This is a genomic window from Thiocapsa sp. UBA6158 (assembly GCF_002423035.1).
Lineage (GTDB): Bacteria > Pseudomonadota > Gammaproteobacteria > Chromatiales > Chromatiaceae > Thiocapsa.
This window is the reverse complement of record NZ_DIUM01000077.1, coordinates 1-21,909: the sequence shown is the minus strand read 5'-3', so window position 1 is coordinate 21,909 and position 21,909 is coordinate 1. Positions and strand designations below refer to the sequence as shown.

Genomic DNA, 21,909 nt, shown 5'->3' with positions numbered 1-21,909 from the left:
TCCATCGTGCAGGGCACTATAAAGTGGCCTTGGTCAAGTGTTCGAATGAAAACGAACACCCGGGATGAGGGCGGGCTGAAGTTTGTCACTTGCGTATGGTGATATCATCATATAAGGAAATACGAATAAACGTGCATATGAGTGAAGTTCTATTGAAGAAACCCATGCCGCCGCAGTGAGCAAACGGCCCTCGTTCATCGTGAGGCCTGGCAAAGCCGTATCTTCCAGCGGGCGGGAATCCCGCCCGGGTCGTCGTGCGCCGCGCGCTCGGATCGCTCGCCAAGGAATCGGACCGCCGGGATCCGGCGCTGAAAATCCGGCTTATCGATGGAGTGCGAGAGGTGAGGCCAGGGGGGCTCGGCAGTACTGCGGCCGCCTGAAGACGGCGCAGCACCTCGATCAACAGATCCTGTGTCGGGAAGCTCTCGGAGAAAGCCTAGTTGCAACCAGACACACAAACCTCTCGACTATTCACAGTCCCACCGCAATTCCGGTAACAGAGTCGATACTCCGAATTGCATTGGCTGATATCGGCTTCGCGATTACAAGAGGAGCTGGACGAGCATCGAGAACGATCCAGATCGGTCTTGGCCGTGGCGATACAGGCAGCATAGGCCAAGGTTGCATTCTGCTGACAGGATATACGCTCTTGAGCGGCGCGGTTCTCAGCCGACGATCGGCACATCTCGAGCATTTGCAAACATTGATTCAGGCATTGTTTCCCCGCGGCATCCTCGGGTGGGATGTAGTCGTAGGTCGTACGATAGACCGGTCCACAGGCAACCACCGTGATCCCAAGAGCCATGACCGAACCGAGTCGCGTCAGCATCGTAAAATAGATGTTCATCTTGGCCGCCATTGCACACTCTCTTCAAAGCAAGTCCACAAACGAAATAGTCAGGCTATTAGCCGCGAGTCGGAAAACCCAATGAAATCAGCATCCGACTGGAAATCCCACTCGGTTGACTTCATGAGAAAATCTGGACTTGTGGATAAGGCTCTGAGTAAATTGAAGCTCTCGTGTCTTTCGGGAGTTTCCGTGAAAAATGGGATCCAGGATAGGACATCGAGTTGGAGGATGCAATCAAGATGAACAGACGTCCGGCGGGACACTTTAAGTCTAAACGGCGTTGATCGCGTTCCCGGCCAATCAATCGAGGAACCGCTGCGCTCGTTCCACCCAGCCGGGGTGCTGCTGGGCATGATTGGCCGATCTTATGGCGCTCCCGGATTTCAGTAGGTCGAATGCCGGGCAGGTGCCGCCGACTCCCCTGCAGTTTGCAGGTCCAGCTCGGGGGCCGTTTACTGAACTCCGAAAGCCCCCGCTAAATCGAAGAGACGAAATCGCGTAACACCTCCATCACGCCGAGACCATACTGTAGGGCGACATTTGCAAGGAGCGTGGGGTCTTGAAATCACGCAATGCGGAGGGGCATCGGGGAGTGCCCGGCCTGCTCAAAACCCCGATGCATCTCTTTGAAGGATGCCGGGAGGATGTTGCACGTCTAGCCTTTCGGAGGCGATGAGCGCGGTCTGGATCGCCACGACGCGCTGGATCACGATGAGGTGCCGTGACGCAGATGGATAACAGAGGGTTGAACCTGATCATCACGGCCTGATGGCTTAATGGCGTCAAGCCGCGCAGGCACAGCGTTCCGAGCCCGCCGTTACCAGTCTGCCTCAAGGATCATGGGCGGCCTGTCGCCGATCGAGCGGGTGCTGATCGGGCCGGACTCAGTGGCCAAGCCCTGACCGGTCTTCCAGCCACTGAGTCAGTTCAGCCGCCGGCAGCGGCGGAGCATAGAGATAGCCCTGCACCTGATCGCAACCCAGGACGCACAATTGCTCGGCTTGTTCGTTCTGCTCAATACCTTCGGCCAGGATGCGCATGTTCAACCCGTGGGCAATCTGGATCATTGCCTGGACGATAGCGCGGTCTTCCGCATTACTGACAAGGCTGGCGACGAAGGACCGGTCGATCTTGAGCTTGTCGACCTTAAAGCGCTTCAGATAGGCCAGGTTGGAGTAGCCGGTCCCGAAATCGTCGATGGAGATCTGGATTCCCTGGTTCTTCCAGTCGAGCAGAGTCCTCAGCACGGACTCTTCTCCATGGAGCATGGATTCGGTCAGCTCCAGATCCAGCCCCTTCGGGTCCAGGCCGCTCTGTGCCAGGGCCGCCCGCACGTCCTCGGCCACCTGCTCCTGACGGAACTGGACAGCGGACAGGTTCACCGCCATCACCAAGTCCGGCCAGCCGGCGGCTCGCCAGGCGGCGGCCTGGCGGCAAGCCTCCGCCAGCACCCAGCGGCCGAGGGGGACGATGAGCCCGCTCTCCTCGGCTGCGGCGATGAAGGCGCTGGGCATGACCAGGCCCACTCCGGGCTGTTTCCAGCGCACCAGGGCCTCGACTCCCACCACGCGACCGGTGCCCAGATCGAGCTGAGGCTGGTAGTGGACGATGAACTCCTGACTCTCCAGGGCCCCCCGCAGGGCGTCTCGGGTCTGGATGAAGTGCCTCAGCTCGTCGTTGAAGCGCGGCTCGAAGAAGCGGTAGGACTGGCGACCGGAGCGCTTGGCCGCATAGAGAGCCTGGTCGGCGTTGCGCATCAGGGTTTCGCCGTCGGTGCCGTCCGCCGGGTAGATCGCCACGCCGATGGAGGAGGAAACGTGGATCTGGTAGCCCTGGATGTCGAAGGGTGCGGCGATGCGGGCGAGCAGTTGCACGCAGACCCGGGCGACGGCCGTCACGGGCTCATCGGCATCCGCCTCCGCTGGCAGGATAAGCATGAATTCGTCGGCGGACAGGCGGCAGAGGGTGTCCCCGGCCTGTAATTGCGCGCGCAGCCGCTTGGCCAGATCCTTCAGCAGTTGATCCCCGGCGGCATGGCCGTAGGTGTCATTGACGTATTTGAACTGATCCAGGTCGAGATAGAGCAGTGCCAGTTGTGTGTGGTGTCGGCTGGCCCGGGTCAGGGCTTGCTGGAGTTGGAACTGGCCCTGGACCCGGTTGGGTAGTCCGGTCAGCTCATCGTGGAAGGCCAGATACTCGATGCGCTCCTGGGCCTTTTTCTCTGCGGAGATATCGCGGCACAGACCGAACACGGCAGGCTGACCGTCGAGCAGGACCTTGGTCGCGCGCACCTCGACGGGGAAGATGTGTCCCCGGGCGTCGCGGTGCTCGGCCTCGAATTTGGCTTCGCCCTGGCTGTCGACCAGGGCGAGGCGCGCCGGGACATTGACGCGATCCTGAGGCGTGTCGATCTCGGTGATATGCATCTGCAGCATGGCCTCCCGGGTATAGCCGTACTGCCGGATGGCCGGATCGTTGATATCGATGATCCGGCCTGTCAAGTCGACGATGAGGATGGCGTCCATGGTGTGGTTGAAGAGCATGCGATAGCGCTCTTCGCTCTCGCGCAAGCGCTGCTCGGCGCACTGACGCTCGGTGATGTCCTCGACCACGGCGAGATGCAATTGCCGCCCCTCGTCCTTCATCTCCACCGTGGCGACGGTGAGATGCCCCCAGACGATTGATCCATCCGGGCTCAGGTAGCGCTTGATCATCTGAAACCCGTTGATTTCGCTCGCCTTGAGCTGCGCCACCTGCTCTAGCTCCGCCGGCAGGTCATCCGGATGGGTGAACGCCGCCCACCCGCACTCTTCCATTTCGGCCTGATTGCGCTGCAGGATCTGCTCCAGTCGCGCGTTGACATCAAGGATCCGCCCGGTCCGAGCCTCCAGCACCGCGATCCCCACGGGAGACTCATCGAAGAGTGTGCGGAATTGGTGCTCGGACTCGGCCATCCGGTTCAGCGCCTGTTGGAGACGTTCTTGGGTGGCGACCAAATCGGCGGTGCGCTCGGCGATGCGCTGCTCCAGGGTTGCATTGAGCTCCTTGAGCTGCTCCTCCAGGTGTTTGCGCTCGGTGATGTCGAGTGTGATTCCTCCCAAGCGCTCCGGGGTGCCGTCGGACCCGCAGTAGACCCGACCCAGTGCGCTGATCCAGTGTAGCGAGCCGTCGTGCCAGAGCACACGGTATTCCGCCGCGTAGTCCTGACGGCTGGCCAGGGACTCCTCAACCAGTTGAATGACCCGACCGCGATCGTCCGGGTGGAGTGCGGCAATGAATCCAGCATAGCTCGGCTCCCGGCCGGGCGGCAGGGCGAGGTGACGGCTGCAGATATCCGACCAATCCAACTGCTCGGGGTCCAGCTGGTGGTGCCAGATGCCCAGTTGGGCGCCATCCAGGGTGAGACGCAAACGCTCCTCGCTGCGGCGCAGACGCTCTTCCACCAGGCGCCGTTCGGCAATCTCCGCTTCCAGGGCGGTGGTGCGCTCCAGCACGCGCTGCTCCAAGTTCGCGTTGGCGGCCAGGATCGTCCGGTCACGACTGGAGATCTCGCGGAAAAACCGGCCGATCAGCAGGTAGAGCAGGATCGTGGTGACGAGGATGAACAGCCAGCCTTTGGCGATGCCCACCCAGAGGGCGGTTTGCGGATCGCGGATGAATGCCGCCAGGAACTCGTCGCTGAGGAAGATCCAGAAGACCGAGAAGAGGACATAGAGGGCGACGACCCTGTCTAGAGAGCTGCGGTCGAGGAGCCGATGATCGGATGGAGCCTGTCCGGGCAGGGGCGCTGCGGGCGCCCGGTCCGGCTCGATCTCGGATCCCACCCGCCTGAGCCCGGGATGAGTCGACGTCGGTCTACGTTTTGCCATGACGTTGGTTTCCGGTCTCCTACAGCAGTCGGCGGATCTAAAGTGCAAGCTTAACTTTGCGGGTAGCCGACTGCCTCATGGCAAGCGCGGCATGGGAGGGGAATGCGTCGGGCTCAAGTCTTGCCGGGAGCACGGGGTTTTGAGTAGGCCGGGCCGCGGTCCGGCGTTTCCTTGGCATAGACTGATGCGTTCATCTTGTTCTCACCGTCACGCTGAAGTCCGCTGCGCCCCGGCCAAGGTTCGCCCCGTCCAGCCGGTTGCGGGAGTAGGTCGGTCCGGCTGCCTCGGATCACAATGACCAGCCCCCGGCACCTTTGAAGTGCGCCCGTCGCGCACAGAAGTCGGGCGGCGGGCCGTTGAACGCAACGATCACTCAAGCGATGCCGAGGAGAATCCAATGACCGTGACCGACATCCAGTTCGGGACGAACCTCCACGAGGTTGTCGACGGGATCTATCGCATCAATACGCCGGTGGTCATCGAGGGTTCAAGCGGGTTTTCATTGAATCAGTACTTGATCGTCGATGATGAGTCAGTGCTCTTTTCTTAAACCGCGCCGTCTCCGGCGGTCGTCAAATCCGCCGGGGCCGAGCCCATCCAAAAACAGCGCATACCGCACTCGGCGCGGTTTAGTCGACGGACCCGCGACCCGAGGTTCGGCGCTGGCGGCGTAAGAAGCGCCTGAGCAGATATCCCGCGACAACGATTACCACCAGGAAGGCGAACACGGCCAGCGGGCCGAGGGGGCTGAACCCTGCGACTTGATCGTGGAGCTGCCTCATGGCTACTGACCAGCCCAGGATGGCGACGTAGGTTCCGCCCAGAACGACCGATAAGGTGACCCGCATGCCCAGACCGAGCATGACGCCGATGGCGCAGCCGACGACGGGCCCGGTCATCCAGATCGGTGACCAAACGAAGATGAACAGGCCGATGAGGCCGTAACGGCGAATCGTCCGGTGATGGCGCTCCGCGGTCTCGCGCACCGAGCGCAGGTAAGGCCGCAGGGTCTTTACTTCAAACAGCCCGCGCCAGCTGAAGACGAACAAGGGATAGAAGGCCAAGACCAGGATGGACTCGATCAGCAGGTTGGCGAGGACCACGGAGAGGTCATCGAGTCCGGTGGCGTATCCGAGCGACATGGCTGTGACGCGCCCGAAGACCAGGTTGGTCGCGATGACGGCCGCAAGCAGCTGACCGTACCCCGGGGACCACACGGCGGTCGCTGCCAGTGCGGCCAGCAAGGCAAGTGACAGGCAGAGTCCAGCCAATAGGACCAGACCTTCAGGCGTGCCCAGAACAGATTTCCAAAAGGAGCTCATGGCGCGCATCCGGGATTCGATGTCTTGGTTTGGCAGTCGCCTATCGAATCGAGCATGAGCTTCCGCCGATGATCGAGACCGTCCGGCGGACCGGCCGCCCGATTCTTCGGAGCTGCGAGCCCGTGTACGGCACCACGGCCGTCACGACTTAAAGTACAGAGCGGCCGAGTGGTTCGTCCTAAGTCAGTGCGGCATGCAGCTCGGCGGCCTGTAGCGTGTTCTCGAGCAGACTGGCGATGGTCATGGGTCCGACGCCGCCGGGCACGGGCGTGATCCAGGAGGCGCGCTCGGCGCAAGGCGCGAAGTCCAGATCCCCGACGAGTGTGCCCTCGGCGGTGCGGTTGATGCCGACGTCGATCAGGATCGCGCCGTCCTTGATCCAGTCGCCGGGGACGAAGCGGGGGCGTCCGAGCGCGGCGACCAGGATGTCGGCGCCGCGCGCCTTCTCGGCGAGATCTTTGGTGCGGCTGTGACAGACGGTGATGGTGCAGCGCGCGGCGAGCAGCTCCAGGGCCATCGGGCGGCCGACGATGTTGGATTGGCCGATGATGACGGCATCCAGGCCCTCGAGGGGCCGGCCCGTGCGCTCGAGCAGGGTCATGACGCCCTTGGGTGTGCAGGGACGAAGCAGGGGGCGGCGCAGCACCAGGCGGCCGACGTTGTCGGGATGGAAACCGTCGACGTCTTTGGTCGGCAAGATGCAGTCGGTCACGGTGGCCTCGTCGATCTGCTCGGGCAGCGGGAGCTGGACCAGGATGCCGTCGATCTTCGGATCGGCGTTGAGTCGTTTGATAAGATCGATGAGGTCCGCTTGGTCGAGCGTCGACGGCAGCTCATGCATCTCCGAGTAGAAGCCGACCTCTGCGCAGGCCTTGCGCTTGTTGCGCACGTAGACCTGAGAGGCGGGATTCTCGCCGACCAGTACGACGGCGAGGCCCGGCGGACGTCCGCCCGTGGCCAGGATGGTGTCGACGCGGTTGCGAATCTCGACGCGGATTTCGGCGGCGACGGCCTTGCCGTCCAGAATGTGTGCGCTCATCATGGTCTCGTCATGCGATTGTTGAGCGGCATCATAGCGAGCACCGGTGCGTATGAAAACGCGAGGGTTTCGGGCCGCGGCTCGATCGCTGAGGGTGGATTGACTCTGCTTTCTGCGCGGCGTATAGTTCCGGGTCTTCGATTTTGGGACAGCTTTTCCGAAACCGGGGTATAGCGCAGTCTGGTAGCGCGCCTGCTTTGGGAGCAGGATGTCGGGGGTTCGAATCCCTCTACCCCGACCAATCGCCCGGCAGGTCGCTCACGGTGACGACGCTTGGGGCGCCGGGCGCCGGCTTCGATGCGCACTCGATCGGCGCTCGTAGCTCAGTTGGATAGAGCAACGGCCTTCTAAGCCGTGGGTCGCAGGTTCGAGTCCTGCCGAGCGCGCCAACATCAGGCTCGACAGGCAGTAGGAACAGTCAGCAGGACAGGAGACAGACGCGCGAGTCAAGCGCTATGCAGGGAACAGCGATTTGCTATGGTGGACGTAGCTCAGTTGGTAGAGCGCAGGATTGTGATTCCTGTGGTCGTGGGTTCGAGCCCCATCGTCCACCCCACCATTCAAGGCTCTGCGATCGGTTAATGCCGATTGCATTGACGGATGTCTCGGGTCGTTAGCTCAGTTGGTAGAGCAGTGGACTCTTAATCCATCGGTCGTAGGTTCGAATCCTACACGACCCACCAACACCAAGGGCCTGGATAGTCTCCAGGCCCTTTTTCTTTGCGCGAATCCCCGCGTGGCGCGGGGTTCCGAGGGTTTGCCCTGCGGGTGCCATCCCCTTCGGATGTGCCGAATCGGCCCGTTTCCCGGCCAGCCCAGTCTCTTTTCTCCGTTTGCCCTGCGGGTAGTCGCGAGGCCGAACCCTGCATTTACAAGGGCTTGGCGCGGCCTTTTTGCGGTCAACCATGCCCACCGAAATACCGGTTACGCCCATGCGATTACCCTCGTCGGCACGGAAAACGATGATGCCGAGGACGAGCGTGATCACCAGAGAAGATCTGTACGAGTTGGTTTGGTCGGTGCCCATGATCAAGGTCGCTGAGAAGTTCGACGTATCGGGAAATTACCTGGCGCGGGTATGTACCGCGCTGCGAGTGCCCCGTCCGGAGCGTGGCTACTGGGCGAAGCTTGCGGTCGGCAAGGCGCCGAAACGGCCGGCACTTCCAGAGCCGCAGCCGGGCGATCCGATCGTGTGGTCTCGGACCGATGAGTTTCCCTCTCCATCTGTGCCCAAGCCCCGACCGACACCCAGACCCCGCGCCCCACGACTGACCCGGCACGTCACTGGCACCCACGGTCTGATTCGCGGCGCGAAGGAACACTTCCTCGCAAGCCGCAAGGTCGACGAGGGCGAACATTTGAAGCCGTACAAGAAGCTGCTTTCCCGCATTCACGCACCGGAAGTGAAAATCACCGGTGGGAGATGTCTCGCGAAAATCGCCGGTGGTTTGCGGATCAGGATGGGAAATAACAGCGACTCTGGAGCACCCCACGGCCGCCCTGTTCGAAGGCTGGGACAAGGCGTCACGCCAGTACGACGCAACGCGCCGCGTGGCCATCGTCTACGAGGATTTCGTCGTTGTGGTAGCGATGGGGCTGAAGCAGGATGGTTCGCTGAAAGCCAACTTCGTCACCTGTTACCAGGCCGACAACAGCATCGGAAAGATCAGGAGTTCGCCGGCATGGTCCCGGGCTGCATGCCTCCGCTTGCTGGGAGGTGGCCCGTGACGGCAGCCCAGAAAAAACAAAGGCCGCTGATTCGCTACGCGGGTTCAGCGGCCGAGACCTCGATAGGTTCAAAGCCGATAGGCAGTGAACTCAACGCAGAAGCCTATCCCAAGCGGCATTTTTGTCAAGCCGGCTTGGCTATGGCTCAAAGTTGGGCCTATCTGCCTGACTTGGGCCAAAGACACGGGCGATACGCCCGTGCAGCCCAGATAAATCAGAGACTTGTATCTACCACTTCTGGCTCGACAGGGTCGATAGCCGCACAACCGAACCCGCAGCCATGACCAACAACAGCACGCAATCGACTGGCAGAAGGCCCGCATGACGAACAACAGCAAAGAAACCGAACGCGCCGAGCTGCACAAGACCATCTAGCGCATCGCCAACGATCTGCGCGGCAGCGTCGATGGTGCGTATTCCACGCCCATTCGGCCACCCCCGGGCAGGGGGCGACGCAGGACCCCAATCCACTAGGATCGCCCCCTTTTTCGCAGCAAGGGGTCGAGATGGAGCGTTTGTCCATGCGTAAGATTCGCGAGTATTTACGCCTGCGGTTCGAGGCCGGTGTGTCGCACCGGCAGATCGCGGCGAGCCTGCAGATGTCCCGCAGCAGCGTCGGGGAGTACGAACGGCGCTTTGCCGCCTCGGGGCTGAACTAGCCCTTTCCCCATGCGTTGAGCGATCGGGATCTGGAGCGGCGGTTGTTTCCGTCGCCGCCGGCGGTGCCGGCCGACACCCGCGTGGTGCCGGACTGGGCGGCGGTGCATCGGGAACTGCGCCGCCCCGGTGTCACGCTGATGCTGCTGTGGGAGGAATACCGGGCCGCCCATCCCGAGGGCTTCGGCTACAGCTGGTTCTGCAAGCGCTACGAGGACTGGAGCGGGTCGCTCGACGTGGTGATGCGCCAGACCCACCGCGCCGGAGAGAAGCTGTTCGTCGACGATGCCGGGCACACGGTGGAGGTCGTCGATCCGGCCAGCGGGGAGATCCGCACCGCGCAGATCTTCGTGGCGGTGCTCGGGGCGTCCAACTATACCTATGCCGAGGCGACTTGGTCGCAAGGTCTGTCCGACTGGATCGGGTCGCATGTGCGGGCCTTCGCGTACTTCGATGGGGTTCCAGCCATTCTGGTCCCGGACAATCTGCGCAGCGGCGTGAGCAAGGCGCATCGCGACGAGCCGGATGTCAATCCCACCGATCTGGAGCTCGTAGCCCGGTCAGGCATCAAACCCCGTCACCACCTCCCATCCCGGCGCTCGCGGGCAACGGGGCCGCCCAAAGCCTGAACTCTCGGCTTCATGCCTCCACCCCCTGCTGCTCCCACTCCTGCACTTCCGCGCCGATGGTGCCGGGCAGAAGTTCTCCGGCCAGTTCATGCCAACCCTGATCGCGCCAGATGATCTCCAGCCCGCCGTCGGCGATCACCACGCGCTCGATCAGCAGTTGTGCCGGTCGACACTGTTCGGCGGGGAACAACTGTTGCCGCAGCCGACTTCCCGGAGACCCGGAGACCAACGCCTTGACGGACCGCGATACCCTCGACGCGCGCATGGGGACGCCTGCCTGCATGTCGGTGCTCGTCAGTGTTGCATCAGACCGAGACGATGAAGCGCCGCTAAACCGCGCCCGATGCGATATGTGTCCTGTGTCGGATGGTCTTGGCCGCGCCGGCTCCGACAACTGTCGAAGGCGGCTCGGTTCAAGTTCTTCAGGGGCCTACGCCTCAATGGCGCATCTACGGACGCCACTTGCGTTTTCCGTCAAGGGGGCGGGTTACCTCGCTCTTGCCTATACTGGAGTGCAAGCCAAGACCCCGGCGTGTGGATGCGGTGGTGCTGCCGACCCCCGGAACGGCACGCGAGGCTCGAGCATCGCCCGGTCGGTCCGATCAATGCCCGTCCTGTGCATGTGACCTGTCGAGACGCCGGTCCCTGACCGGTATTCAACCCACCCGGATCAGGGACACCTCGACCCTGATCCGCTGCAGGAGATCACCCGTGTCCATGAGCTCTTTGCCCCCGCAAAAGCAACTGACGACCATGCTCGGCCATCCGGTCGCCGAGAATCCCATCGATCGCATGTTCGACGCCGTCTATGCCCACCATGGTCTGAATTGGCAATTCTGGAAATGCGACCTCCCCACGCAAGACCTGTTGCCGGCGGCCATTGCCGGTGTCCGGGCGCTCGGATTTGCAGGGGCCTGCATCACCGTGCCCTACAAGGTGGCGTCCATCCCGTTTCTCGACGAGGTCGATGCGGATGTGCAAGCCATCGGAGCCGCCAATTACATGACCATTGATGCGGGCCGCCTGATCGGCCACAACAATGACGGCAAGGGTGTCGTCAAGGCCATCGAAAAGGTCACGCCCATCGCAGGCAAGCGAGTGGCCATGCTCGGCGCCGGCGGCGCCGGGCGGGCCATGGCCGTGGAGCTGGCTTGGGCCGGAGCCTCCCACCTGACACTCATCACCCGGCGCCAGGCGCAAGGTGAGGAGGTCGCCGCAACGGTCACCCGCGCCTCGGGCGTACCCGCCGTCTGGCGACCCTGGGTCGGCGAAGCGCAGATCCCCGACGGCACCCAGATCCTCATGAACGCCACGCATCTGGGCTGTGCGCCCGAGCTGGAATCCATCCCGCTCGATTGGGACCAGATCACCCCGGCCACCACACTTGTCGATGTGATCACCAATCCACGCATCACCCCTTTCCTGCAGACGGCGAAGGACAAGGGCTGTCGCGTCGTTGACGGTGTCGACATGCTGGTCCAGCTGGCGATGCAGATCTTTTCCGCCTGGACGGGCATCGCGGCCGATGAGGCGGTGTTTCAGCGGGCAGTTGCCCGGGCCTTGGGTGAGATGTCCTGACTACCTTGATGAGGCGCACCGAAGTGAGCATCGCACCCGTGTCGACTGGAGGGTTGGGGGGCACCGAGTCGGCGTCGTCGCGGGTTCGAGGTCATGCGTCGCGTGCTGCCCATCCTCATCGCGTTACTGCTTGCCGGCTGTTTCGACGATGCGCCGCCGCGTGTGCTCGGCACGCTGGAGCGCGATCGCGTCGCGCTGAGCGCCACCTCGGCGGAGGTGATCGTTGCGCTCCCGGTGGCCGAGGGCACACCCGTCACCAAGGGTGCCCTGCTGGTGCAACTCGAAGACCTCCAGCAGCGGGCAGAGGTTGACCGTGCCCGGGCGCAGGTCGCCCGGGCCGAAGCGAATCTGCAGCGCCTGCGTCACGGACCCCGTGTCCAGGAGATCGCCGCCGCACGGGCGCAGGTGGCCGGCCGCGAGGCCGACCTGCGCGAGGCTCAAATCACCTACGATCGCAATCATGAGCTGATCGCACGCAAGGCCGTGAGCCAGGCCGATGTCGATCGAGCCGAGCTGACCATTGTGGCCACTCGCGACGGCACGCTCGACAACCTGCCCTGGAACCTGGGTGAGCGCGTCACGGTCGGCAGCCCGGTGGCGATCCTGCTCGCCGGCGACGCGCCGTACGCACGCGTCCATGTCCCCGAGCCGTATCGGGTGAAGATCGCCAAGGGCGCCCAACTCAAAGTCCATGTCGATGGGATCGATCAGCCCTTTGACGGCACCGTGCGCTGGATCAGCTCGGCCCCGGCCTTCACGCCCTATTACGCGCTGAACGCCAGCGATCGCGCCCGACTGATGTATCTGGCCAAGGTTGAGCTCCCGCAGAGCGCCGCGGCATTACCCAACGGCGTCCCGGCCCAGGTCGAGATGCCATGACCGAGCCGGTCATCGAGGCGCGCGGGCTCACCCGCCGATTCGGCGACCTGACCGCGGTCGCTGAGCTTGACCTGACGCTCGCACCCCAGACCATCTACGGATTTCTCGGCCCCAATGGGTCGGGCAAGACCACGATGGTGCGGATGCTGACCGGGCTGCTGACGCCATCGGCCGGCGAGGTGACTGTGCTGGGTCACCAGCTCCCGCGCGATGCCGAGCGGCTCAAGCACGGCATCGGCTACATGACGCAGAAATTCTCGCTCTACGATGACCTGACCGTGGTCGAGAATCTGCGCTTCGTCGCCGAGATCTACGGCCTCGGGAGGCGCGTCGCCCGCCGACGCATCGATACGCTCCTGTCGATCTACGCCCTGGAGCAACTTCGCAATCGGCGTGCCGGGCGCATGAGCGGCGGTCAACGCCAACGTCTGTCGTTGGCCGCGGCGACCATCCACGAGCCACCGCTGTTGTTCCTCGACGAGCCGACGTCCGCCGTCGATCCGGAGAATCGCCGCGAGTTCTGGGAGCGCCTGTTCGACTTGGTCGACGCCGGCGCCACCATCCTGGTCTCGACGCATTACATGGACGAGGCCGAGCGCTGCCACCGGCTCGCGATCCTGGCGACCGGCCACAAACGCGCCGATGGCGCGCCGGACGCGCTGATGGCCGACATGGGGGCCCATGTGGTGGAGGCGGAGGCGTCGGATCTGCGCGCGTTAAAGCATCAGCTCGGCGCGCTGCCCGAGGTGATCTCGGCGGCCCAGATCGGCAGTCGTCTGCGGGTGCTGGTGCGGGATCGGATGACCGACCCGGTGGCGTGGCTCAAGGCGCAACCGCTGCAGCCGATGCCCACGCGGCTCGAGCCGGCCCGCCCCAGCCTGGAAGACGTCTTTGTCACCAGCACGGGCGGCGGCCGGTGATGAGCGCCCTGCTCAAATCGGCGCGGCGCGTTCTGGTGATTCTCTCCAAGGAGCTGATCCATCTGCGGCGCGACCGGGCCACGCTGGGCATGGTCATCATGATCCCGCTGATTCACCTACATCGGCATCGGCATCCTGCAGACCGCCATCATCCTGGTGCTGGGTCACCTGCTCTTCGCGGTGCCGCTGGGGGGCTCGCTGTGTGCGCTCGCAGCAACGACGCTGGCCTTTATCGGCGCCAGTCTGGCACTCGGCCTGGTGTTGTCGACGATGGCCGGCAGCCAGCTCCAGGCGATGCAGATGAGGATGTTTATCCTGTTGCCCTCGATTATGCTCTCCGGCTTCATGTTCCCTTACGAGGGCATACCGGTTCCCGCCCAGTACATCGCCGAGGTCCTGCCCGCGACCCACTTTATACGTGCCATCCGCGCTGTGCTCCTGCGTGATGCCGGCTTGGCCGAAATCGCCGCAGACACGCTCTGGCTCGTCGGCTTTATGCTGGTCGGCCTGCTTGTGGCGTCATTGCGTTTCAAGAAGCGGCAGGACTGAAGGCAGTGACGGTAAGATGCCGATATCGCCCCGGCTGCCGTTGGGGGCGGATTTTGGATGTCCTGTGTAAGACCTCCCGAAGGACGGATTGAGAGGTTCCGCTCGGGATACGGTTTAGATGGTTTCACCGGACGGGAGAGCAGGATTGGCCGTCAATCACTTGAAGAAGGTTCTTGGTCTGGTCGCCGCGTCCGGGCTTGTCGCGGCCGCTTGGACGGGGTGGCTGCACCTCGATGATACCCTGCGTCCGATCCAGGTTGGTCTCGGGATCGACCTGCCGGTGATCTACGGGGCCGTCATCGACCCCAGCGACAAGAACACCGGCGACCTGTTCCTCGAGGAGCATCCCAAGAGCCGCATCCGAATCTTCGAGATGTTCAACGACGCTCGGCCGGAGACGGCGGCGCCGGACCTGGAGGCGGCCATCGAGCAGGGGGTGCGCTTCTTCGTCACCACCCATGCGTCGTCGCATGCCGTGCCGAGCGTGCACCTCTTCAACGATGGCCGGGCACTCGGGATCAACGTCGCCTCCGCGAGTGATAGCTTGAGTGGTCGGGACGATTTTCTGCTGCGTCTCATCCCGGACCTGCGCCATGAACAGCGCGAGCTGGCTCGTCAGGTCGAGCAATTGCCCGGCGATCGCATCCTGGTCTTGCAGGACACCAGCAACCTGGAGTGGACCGATCCGGCCTTCGCGGTCTTTTCAGACGCACTGAGTGCCTCGGGCCGCTGGACCATCGTGAATCACAAGCTGATGGTCCCCGAGTTCACCCCCGCCGAGCTCGACGCACTCTGGTCGGAGCCATACGATGTCCTTTACATCCTGGCCGGTGCCTTCATGGCGCCGATCGGTAATTTGGCGCAGCTCTTCCACCGGAGCTATCCGCAGGCGCCGATCCTGTTGACGCCCTGGGCCAGAGCGCCGGCTGTGCTGGAGCAGGCCGGCGACGCCATCGATCGTCTGATCCTGGTCGGCCACTATGCATCGCGGCATGACGACCCGGCGGTCGACGACTATCTTCGTCGCTTCGACGCACGCTTCGGCTACACCCCACAAGGCATGACCCTGGGCACCCGACAGGCACTGGAGCTGCTGGATCAGGCCTTTGCACGCGGTCACGCAACCCCCGAGGCCGTCAAACGCTACCTGCTCTCGATGCCGGTCCACCAGACGAGCCTGGGTCCCGTCGCCTTCGACCGTTTCGGCGATGTGGCCGATGGCTTCCAGACCCTGACGCAGCTTCGCCGGGAGCTTCGATGAGCAGCGCCCGACGCCGGAGAAGCTTTTGGCGCTACCACCTGCGGCTCGAGGTCGCCGCGCTCGCCTTGACGGCGCTCGTGCTGTTTCTGGCGATCTCCTTCACACTCGCCGAGGTCAACCGCAAGTATCTGGATCTTCGTGTCGCCGATGCACAAGAGGTCGGGCTGTTCCTGGAGAACCATCTGAACGCCGCGCGGGATGCGCTCGTCACCTTCGCCGGCCTGCCCGAGACCGAACGCTCGCCGGGGGTGATGCGGCTAGTCGGCGCCTTCTCGGACATCTATCGCATCGACGATCGGCGCCGCGTGGAGCAGGTCTATAAATCGGTGCCGGAAACGCAGGTGTTCACGGGCTTCGCCTTCTCCGAGGGCAAGCTCGCCGACTATCTCGGCAACGCAGGTCGGGAAGGCGACCTCTCCGTGATCATGCGCGGTTACGAGGACAATCGCTCCAGCGTCTACCATGCGATGCATACTGGCGACGAGCACCTGCTGGGGCGTTTGGACCTGAGTTATGTCCAAGATTTCCTGACTCATTATTCGCGCTTCTCCGGGACGCCCGTGCTGCTGGTGACGAACGATGGCTTTGTCATGCTCTCCGGCGAGCCGCAGCTTCAGATCCCCGCGTTCGACCTCGGTGACTGGACTGGCAGTCCCTCCGCAGGCCGGACCTTGGCGCTCGACGGACATCGCTGGATTCCGCTGGTCTCCGAGCCGCTCGCCATCGATGCCCGAGTCGTCACGCTCGTTCCGACGGCGCTGATCGAGATGCAGCAAAAGGCCCTGCTGGTCTTTGCCCTGATGGTCAGTGCCAGCGTCATCCTGCTGGTGGTCATCAAGAACCTGCGCCTGCAGCAGTTGTTTATCCGACCGCTCGTTGCCTTCGCGGAGAAGATGCGCGCGCTGGAACAGGGCCAGCTGTACACCGCGGAGGCTGACGCCCAAGCAGACCAGGATGACCGGTTCGAGGAGTTGGCCGACATCAGTACCCGCTTCCGAGCCATGGCCGAGGCGATCCGCCATCGCGAGCAGTCGCTGGAGCAGATGAACGCACAGGCGCAGGCCGCATCCGTCGCCAAAAGCGCCTTCCTGGCCAACATGAGCCATGAGATTCGCACCCCCATGACCGGCATCATCGGCATGGCCCAGCTTGCCCTGGACGCCGGCCTCGATGCGCGGCAGCGCGACTATGTGCGGAAGATCGAGCGCTCGGCGCAATCCCTGCTCGGGATCCTCAACGACATCCTCGACCTCTCCAAGATCGAGGCCGGCAAGCTGGCCGTGGAGCGCACGCCCTTCGCCTTGTGCCAAGTGGTCGAGGACGTCATCGAGCTGCTCGAGCACAGCGCACGGGAGAAGCAGCTCGCGCTCGACGTCGAGCTCGACCCGGCGCTCGCGGAGCGTTATCTCGGCGATCCGCTGCGGCTCAAGCAGATTCTCACCAATCTGATCGGAAACGCCATCAAATTCACGCCCCGCGGCCAGGTCCGACTCAGCGTGCGCCCCGGCGCCATGGGCAGGCTGCGCTTCGAGGTCCGGGACAGCGGCATCGGTATCAGCGCCGAGCAGCGGCAAGCGCTCTTCAAGCCCTTCTCCCAGGCCGACAGCAGCACCACGCGTCAATACGGCGGCACTGGTCTTGGACTCGCCGTCAGTGCTCAGCTGGTCGAGCTGATGGGCGGTCACATCGAGGTCGACAGCCAGCTCGGCCATGGCAGCTGCTTTCACTTCGAGATCGATGCCGAGCCAGACGCGGAGCCGGCACCGGATGCGATCGAGACCAAGCCGGCCGCATCAGGCTGCACTCTGGACACCGCGCTCGAGCCCGTTTCGGACCGGCTGGCTTCGCGTCCGTTCGCCGGGCGGCGCATCCTGCTGGTCGAGGACAATGCCATCAATCAGCAGATCGTTCGTGGTCTACTGGCCGACACCGGGCTGCTGATCGAGGTCGCCGACAATGGCCAGCGCGCGGTGGAGCTGTTTCGGGCGCGGCCCCAGGAGCTGATCTTGATGGATATCCAGATGCCGGTCATGGACGGTTATGAGGCCGCGCGCCGGATCCATGCCCTCGATCCGCGGGTGCCCATCATCGCGCTCACCGCCAACGCCTTCCCGGAGGATATCGAGAAGGCCAAGGCGGCGGGCATGAGCGCGCACTTGAGCAAGCCCATCGACCTGAAGAAGCTGAAGGCCGTGGTCAGCGATGCCCTGCGGCCCGCTGAGCCGACGCCACAGGCGGCGCCGACCGCTGAGACCTTCCACACCGCCGCGCCCGAGCCGGCCACCGACTTTCCCGAGATCCCCGGCATCGACGGCGTTCGGGCGCGGCTGACGTCGGACTCGGATCCGGTGTTTTTTCTCGATCTATTGCAGCGTTTCGCCGATGATTATGCCGACATCGCCGAGCAGGTCGGCCGGGATCTGGCCATAGGCGAGCGCACGCTCGCCGCCCGGCGTCTGCATTCACTGCGCGGCATCGCCGGCCAGCTCGGGGTGATCGCGCTGGCCACCTCCGCCGGCCTGTTGGAGCAGGCAATTCAGCGCGGTGAGTCCGGGCTCGAGTCCCTGCTTGCCGCCGTCGAGGCGAATCTGCAGGACATGCTCGCAGCCAGTGCCCCTTGGCGCCACCCGGTCGCACCGGCTGGGGAAGGGGCGCGAGCCGGCCGTTCGGCCCCGGTGGCGACAGACACCGACGGCCGGGTCTCGAACAGCGCCGAGCCCCTGTCGGAGCCGGCGTCGGAGCCAATCTCAGCGCCGGCTGCCGATCCACTCGCCCGCGCTGCCTGCGCCCCGGCCAGACTCCTGATCGTCGACGACACCCCGCTCGCCGTCGAGACACTGCACAGGGCGCTCGACGGCATGGGCGAGTGCTTCATCGCCACCAGCGGCGCCGACGCACTGGCGCTGGTGGCGCAGACACGCTTCGACCTCATCCTGCTCGACGCGCGCATGCCCGGCATGGACGGCTTCGAGACCTGCCAGATCCTGCACCGCGACCACCCCGAGATCCCGGTCATCTTCGTCACTGCCGAGAAGGATATCGACAGCGAGGTGCGCGCCCTGCGGGCCGGCGCGCTCGACTTCATCAATAAGCCCATCAATCCGCTCGTGGTGCGCGCGCGCGTCGGTGTCTATCTCCAGCTCAAGGCACAAAGCGACCGGCTGCGCCTGAGCGAGGCGCGCTATGCCCGCGCCGTTCGCGGCACCTCCGACGGGCTCTGGGAATGGGAGGTGCAGTCCGGCGAGGCCTATCTCTCGCCGCGCTACAAGGCCCTGCTGGGCTATCGCGACGATGAGATCGACGACAGCCTCGCCGGGTTCGAGGCGCTGGTGCATCCCGAGGACCTGCCTCTGGTCCAGGCCGCCTACGAGGCGCATCTGCAGCGGCATGCGCCCTTCGATGTGGAGATGCGCCTGCGCACCAAGGGCGGCGACTACCGCTGGTTCCGCTCCCGCGCCCAAGCCGAATGGGACGCCGACGGTGCCCCCATGCGAATGGCCGGCGCCGTCACAGACATCACCGAGCACAAGTACGCCCAAGAGGCGCTGCTGCGCGCCATGGACGACGCCGAGCGGGCCAACCGCGCGCTGCAGGCAGCCAACGAGGAGCTCAACCGGCTTGCCACCACCGACCGACTCACCGGCAGCTCCAACCGCTGGTCCTTCGAGACCCGGGCCGAGGTGGAGATCGGCCGCAGCCAGCGCTATGGCGAGCCGCTCTCGCTGATCCTGTTCGACATCGATCACTTCAAGTCGATCAATGACCGCTTCGGCCACCTCGTCGGCGATCGGGTTCTCATCGAGATCGCTCGGCGTGTCCGGCTCGACCTGCGCGGGGTCGACATGCTGGCGCGCTGGGGCGGCGAGGAATTCATGGCCTTGCTGCCGAACTGCTGCCTTGCCGATGCCGTCAAGCTGGCAGAGACGCTTCGCGCACTCATTGCCGATACGCCGTTTGCCGAGGCGGGAGCGGTCACCTCCAGCTTTGGTGTGGCCGATTGGGCGCAGGGAGATGACCTCGATCGGTGGGTCAAGCGCGCCGACGAGGCCCTCTATGCGGCCAAGGCGGGGGGGCGCAATCGGGTGGAGGCTCGGCCCGGGGCCACGGTGAGTTGCTTTGGAGCACGTAGTGCAGTGATGGGATGAGACGTGGTGCACCGGGGCGATCCCGCCAGCGCGCTGCGTGGCTAAACCGCGTCCAGAGCGATAGGCGTCGTTTTCATGTTGCGTTTGGCTTCGGAGATGTCCTCGATCCCGGTGGGACGCGGTTTAGGTCTGTGGCGAGCACTCGGTTTGCAGATACTGGCGGATCGCGTCCAGTGTATTCGCCAGCTCCTGCTGCAAGGCTTGGAGCGACCCCGGATCGCCGTTTTGTTCAACGGCCGCGGCGAGTGCCTGCAGGCGCCGGGCGCCGAGATTGCCGCACAGCCCTTTCAGGGTGTGCAGGACGCGGTGAGTCTCGGAATCATCCAGGTCGAGCCTGAGGTCGGCATAGGTCGCCAGGAAGCTCTCCAGCACCGCGCAGTAGAGCTGCGTGTTGCCGCCCATGAGCTCGAGTGCGGATGCCGGGTCGAGATGCGGCAATCCAGCGAGCCTCGACGTGGGGCCATCCGATCGGGCGGGAGTGGGCTGCGCGGCTGTCGCCGCCTGATCGGTTGTCTCGCGCGCGGTCGTGGGCGTGAGGTATTTTTGCAGCAGCGACAAGAGTCCCTCTGCCTCGATCGGTTTGCTGAGATGGGCGTTCATGCCGGCTGCCCTGGACTTGGCGATGTCATCCTGGAAGGCGTTGGCGGTGAGGGCGATGATCGGCACGTCCGGTTGCAGGGCGCGGATGCGCTGCGTCGCCTCATAGCCATCCATCACCGGCATCTTGATGTCCATCAGGATCAGGTCGAACGCGCTGGCCATGCACTGATCCACCGCCTGTCGGCCGTCCTCCGCGATCTCGATGTCCAGGCCGCTGCCGTGCAGGAAGCCTAGCACAATCTCGCGGTTGATGGGGTTGTCTTCGACCAGCAGGATGCGTCGGCCGGTGAAGCCTCCCGGCATGACCTCGCGTGCCGATGGCGCGGACGGCGCTGGCTGGATGTCGGTTTTGGCCTCGAGCCTGTCCTGTGCGAGGCACGCCTCGGCGTCGATCTCGAAGCTGAAGCAGCTGCCCTGGCCCGGCGCGCTGATCACCTCGATGCGCCCGCCCATCAGCTCCACCAACCGCTGACTGATGGCCAGGCCCAGGCCGCTGCCGCCATAGCGACGGGTGGTGCTGGTGTCGGCCTGAGAGAAGGCCTGGAAGAGCGTTTCCTGCTCCCGCGGTGTCATGCCGATGCCGGTGTCCCGGATCCGGAAGCGCAAGCGCCCGGGTCCAGGCTGGCTGATGGTCAGGCAGACCTCGCCATCCTGGGTGAACTTCACCGCATTGCTCACTAGATTGGTCAGCACCTGAGTGATGCGCAAGCTGTCACCGAGATAACAGCGGCCGAGCGTGGGTGGGTAGTCGACCACAATCGCGAGTCGCTTCTCGTGCGCCGCGATCTCCACGAGCTGAATGACCCTCTCCATCAGGCGCTTGAGGTCGAAGGGGATCTTTTCGATCCGCAGCCTGCCGGCCTCGACCTTGGACAGGTCGAGGATGTCGTTGAGGATCCCGAGCAGGGACCTTGCCGAGCTCTCGATCTTCTGGACATAGCTGCGTTGCTGCTCCTCCAGGGGGGTGCGCAGCACCAGCTGTGACATCCCCAGGATACCGGTCATGGGCGTGCGGATCTCGTGGCTCATATGGGCCAGGAACTGGCTCTTGGTCTCATTGGCCGCGCGTGCATCGGCGGCATGCTCGGCCAGGCGTCGCAGCTCGGTGATCCGCTCAGCGAGCGCGAAGGACAACAAGAGCATCTCCAAGGCGCTGCCCATCTGCATCGCATAGCGGGTCAGGAAGCTCGTCGGCACGAGTCCGAGATTGCGTGCCCCCAGTAGCGCGGTGCCCACCAGCAGGATGGTCCAGGCGAGCAGGAAGAAGCGCGCCGAGGTCACCCCATGACGCAGTCCCAGGGCGCCGGCGGCGACGGCGATCAGTGGAAACGAGAGCCCGGCAACCGAGGTGGCCATGGCATGGAACTGATAAGGCACCCAGGGTGCGCCAATGACCAGCATCGCGAAGACCACCGCCGAGACGAGCAGTGCACGATCCGCCCAAGGCGCGTATCGGCGTGTGTCGAGGAAGGTGCGGGAGAAGACGGCCCCGAAGAAGCCGGTGAGATTGAAGCCCACCACGGCCGCCACATTGCCCCAGGCCGGCCATTGTGGCCAGAGATGGGCAAAAAACAGTCCAGTCCAGGCGCCCTGCGCTACAGCCATCGAGACGACGAACAAGAAATACCAGAGATAGACGGGGTCGCGCAGCGAGAGATAGAGCAGGCTGTTGTACGCAAAGAGGGCCAGCATGATGCCGAAATAAAGCCCGAGCACGAGGTGGGCCTTGCTGTTCGCTGAATTGAAGGCCGAGGGTTGCCACAGGAGCGTGCCGAGGGTCATGCTGCCTTGCGTCGCTACGCGCAAATAGAGATCCACCGGGGTTGCGGCGGGCAGGTCCGGTGGAAAGACGAAGTTGTAATCCTAAAAAGAGCAGTTACACC

13 protein-coding genes, 4 tRNA genes and 1 pseudogene are annotated in these 21,909 nt (G+C 64.1%); 13 read left to right on the top strand and 5 right to left on the bottom strand.

Translation table 11 applies throughout. From position 1 onward, the window contains the following. Window positions 1-1,734 precede the first annotated feature (1,734 nt). Window positions 1,735-4,719 (bottom strand): sensor domain-containing protein, encoded by a 2,985-nt coding sequence (locus B4N44_RS11375; protein ID WP_296700848.1) that lies wholly within the window; start codon window positions 4,717-4,719, stop codon window positions 1,735-1,737. Between the two features lie 397 nt (window positions 4,720-5,116). Here B4N44_RS11375 and B4N44_RS11370 point away from each other — a divergent pair, with 397 nt between their 5' ends. Next, window positions 5,117-5,269 (top strand): hypothetical protein, encoded by a 153-nt coding sequence (locus tag B4N44_RS11370; RefSeq protein WP_296700847.1) that lies wholly within the window; start codon window positions 5,117-5,119, stop codon window positions 5,267-5,269. A 79-nt stretch (window positions 5,270-5,348) separates the two neighbouring features. Here the strand turns inward: B4N44_RS11370 and B4N44_RS11365 are convergent, their stop codons facing one another. Beyond that, window positions 5,349-6,041, bottom strand: a complete 693-nt coding sequence (locus B4N44_RS11365; RefSeq protein WP_296700845.1) for a small multi-drug export protein — start codon at window positions 6,039-6,041, stop codon at window positions 5,349-5,351. 178 nt (window positions 6,042-6,219) lie between these two features. Next, window positions 6,220-7,080, bottom strand: a complete 861-nt coding sequence (folD, locus tag B4N44_RS11360; RefSeq protein ID WP_296700842.1) for a bifunctional methylenetetrahydrofolate dehydrogenase/methenyltetrahydrofolate cyclohydrolase FolD — start codon at window positions 7,078-7,080, stop codon at window positions 6,220-6,222. 164 nt (window positions 7,081-7,244) lie between these two features. Here folD and B4N44_RS11355 point away from each other — a divergent pair. From B4N44_RS11355 to istA, 6 genes and pseudogenes are all read left to right on the top strand, one after another. After that, window positions 7,245-7,321: transfer RNA gene (locus tag B4N44_RS11355), tRNA-Pro, on the top strand. 71 nt (window positions 7,322-7,392) lie between these two features. Then, a tRNA-Arg gene (locus B4N44_RS11350) sits at window positions 7,393-7,469 on the top strand. A 91-nt stretch (window positions 7,470-7,560) separates the two neighbouring features. After that, window positions 7,561-7,636: transfer RNA gene (locus B4N44_RS11345), tRNA-His, on the top strand. A gap of 51 nt (window positions 7,637-7,687) precedes the next feature. After that, window positions 7,688-7,763, top strand: a tRNA-Lys gene (locus B4N44_RS11340). A gap of 868 nt (window positions 7,764-8,631) precedes the next feature. Continuing rightward, entirely contained in the window at window positions 8,632-8,808 is a 177-nt protein-coding gene (locus B4N44_RS11335; protein WP_296700840.1) for a hypothetical protein, read from the top strand. 506 nt (window positions 8,809-9,314) lie between these two features. After that, window positions 9,315-10,034 (top strand): annotated as a pseudogene (gene istA / locus B4N44_RS11330) (IS21 family transposase); the annotation flags it as partial. A 70-nt stretch (window positions 10,035-10,104) separates the two neighbouring features. Here istA and B4N44_RS11325 read toward each other — a convergent pair. Then, window positions 10,105-10,377: a hypothetical protein gene (locus B4N44_RS11325; protein WP_296700850.1), complete on the bottom strand. Its 273-nt coding sequence runs from the start codon at window positions 10,375-10,377 to the stop codon at window positions 10,105-10,107. 434 nt (window positions 10,378-10,811) lie between these two features. Between B4N44_RS11325 and B4N44_RS11320 the strand changes: the two genes are divergently transcribed. From B4N44_RS11320 to B4N44_RS11295, 6 genes are all read left to right on the top strand, one after another. Continuing rightward, a complete protein-coding gene (locus B4N44_RS11320; RefSeq protein WP_296700838.1) occupies window positions 10,812-11,672 on the top strand; it encodes a shikimate dehydrogenase family protein in 861 nt (286 codons plus the stop codon). Between the two features lie 93 nt (window positions 11,673-11,765). Further along, complete coding sequence (locus tag B4N44_RS11315) at window positions 11,766-12,551, top strand: HlyD family secretion protein (RefSeq protein ID WP_296700836.1); 786 nt, start codon at window positions 11,766-11,768, stop codon at window positions 12,549-12,551. Beyond that, window positions 12,548-13,471: an ABC transporter ATP-binding protein gene (locus tag B4N44_RS11310; protein WP_296700834.1), complete on the top strand. Its 924-nt coding sequence runs from the start codon at window positions 12,548-12,550 to the stop codon at window positions 13,469-13,471. The genes B4N44_RS11315 and B4N44_RS11310 overlap by 4 nt, the downstream gene beginning before the upstream one ends. A 120-nt stretch (window positions 13,472-13,591) precedes the next feature. After that, on the top strand, window positions 13,592-14,020 hold the full coding sequence (locus tag B4N44_RS11305) for an ABC transporter permease (RefSeq protein WP_414718143.1): 429 nt from the start codon (window positions 13,592-13,594) through the stop codon (window positions 14,018-14,020). Window positions 14,021-14,165: 145 nt separating this feature from the next. Then, entirely contained in the window at window positions 14,166-15,281 is a 1,116-nt protein-coding gene (locus B4N44_RS11300) for an ABC transporter substrate-binding protein (protein ID WP_296700829.1), read from the top strand. Further along, window positions 15,278-19,426: a response regulator gene (locus B4N44_RS11295; RefSeq protein WP_296700827.1), complete on the top strand. Its 4,149-nt coding sequence runs from the start codon at window positions 15,278-15,280 to the stop codon at window positions 19,424-19,426. Before B4N44_RS11300 ends, B4N44_RS11295 begins: the two co-directional genes overlap by 4 nt. A 123-nt stretch (window positions 19,427-19,549) precedes the next feature. Here B4N44_RS11295 and B4N44_RS11290 read toward each other — a convergent pair whose 3' ends face one another. Continuing rightward, window positions 19,550-21,808 carry a 7TM diverse intracellular signaling domain-containing protein gene (locus B4N44_RS11290; RefSeq protein WP_296700825.1) on the bottom strand — a complete coding sequence of 753 codons (2,259 nt, stop codon included), beginning with the start codon at window positions 21,806-21,808 and terminating at the stop codon, window positions 19,550-19,552. Window positions 21,809-21,909: the final 101 nt, after the last annotated feature.

Coding starts and splice junctions, on each gene's coding strand:
- B4N44_RS11375 (WP_296700848.1), bottom strand. CDS start 4,719: ATGGCAAAACGTAGACCGACGTCGACTCATCCCGGGCTCAGGCGGGTG.
- B4N44_RS11370 (WP_296700847.1), top strand. CDS start 5,117: ATGACCGTGACCGACATCCAGTTCGGGACGAACCTCCACGAGGTTGTC.
- B4N44_RS11365 (WP_296700845.1), bottom strand. CDS start 6,041: ATGAGCTCCTTTTGGAAATCTGTTCTGGGCACGCCTGAAGGTCTGGTC.
- folD (WP_296700842.1), bottom strand. CDS start 7,080: ATGAGCGCACACATTCTGGACGGCAAGGCCGTCGCCGCCGAAATCCGC.
- B4N44_RS11325 (WP_296700850.1), bottom strand. CDS start 10,377: ATGCAGGCAGGCGTCCCCATGCGCGCGTCGAGGGTATCGCGGTCCGTC.
- B4N44_RS11320 (WP_296700838.1), top strand. CDS start 10,812: ATGAGCTCTTTGCCCCCGCAAAAGCAACTGACGACCATGCTCGGCCAT.
- B4N44_RS11315 (WP_296700836.1), top strand. CDS start 11,766: ATGCGTCGCGTGCTGCCCATCCTCATCGCGTTACTGCTTGCCGGCTGT.
- B4N44_RS11310 (WP_296700834.1), top strand. CDS start 12,548: ATGACCGAGCCGGTCATCGAGGCGCGCGGGCTCACCCGCCGATTCGGC.
- B4N44_RS11295 (WP_296700827.1), top strand. CDS start 15,278: ATGAGCAGCGCCCGACGCCGGAGAAGCTTTTGGCGCTACCACCTGCGG.
- B4N44_RS11290 (WP_296700825.1), bottom strand. CDS start 21,808: ATGACCCTCGGCACGCTCCTGTGGCAACCCTCGGCCTTCAATTCAGCG.